Source organism: Mesorhizobium sp. M1D.F.Ca.ET.231.01.1.1, assembly GCF_003999155.2.
Classification (GTDB): Bacteria; Pseudomonadota; Alphaproteobacteria; order Rhizobiales; family Rhizobiaceae; genus Mesorhizobium.
In genome coordinates, this window is sequence record NZ_RZOZ02000068.1 from 1 (window position 1) to 422 (window position 422).

Annotated in this window: 1 protein-coding gene; it reads left to right on the forward strand. The window is 66.1% G+C overall.

Annotated elements, in window-relative coordinates; all coding sequences use genetic code 11:
• Positions 1–2: 2 nt before the first annotated feature.
• Positions 3–422 (forward strand): tyrosine-type recombinase/integrase (locus tag EN874_RS32290; protein ID WP_245516216.1); only part of this gene is annotated, 420 nt, incomplete at its 3' end.

Below are 422 nucleotides of genomic sequence, written 5' to 3' on the forward strand. Positions count from 1 at the left end.
CCGTGCCGAGGATGAACAGCATCGTGTCGGCGCTGCGCTTCTTCTTCACGCATACGGTCGATCGTCCCGATCTGGCGCGCAAGCTTGTTCGTCTGGCGCACCCACGGAAGCTGCCGGTGGTCTTGAGCCGCGACGAGGTCGCCCGGCTCCTCAACGCCACCACCTGCTTGAAGCACCAGGCCGCGCTGTCGGTCGCCTATGGCGCGGGCCTGCGCGTGGCCGAGGTGTCGATGCTGAAGGTCGCCGACATCGACAGCGAGCGCATGCTGATCCGGGTCGAGCGCGGCAAGGGCGGGCGATACCGCAACGCCATGCTGTCGCAAGATCTGCTCTTGTTGCTGCGTCAGTGGTGGAAGGTCGGACGCCAGCAGGGGGTGATGCATCGCGACGGCTGGCTGTTTCCGGGGCAGCATGCGATGAAG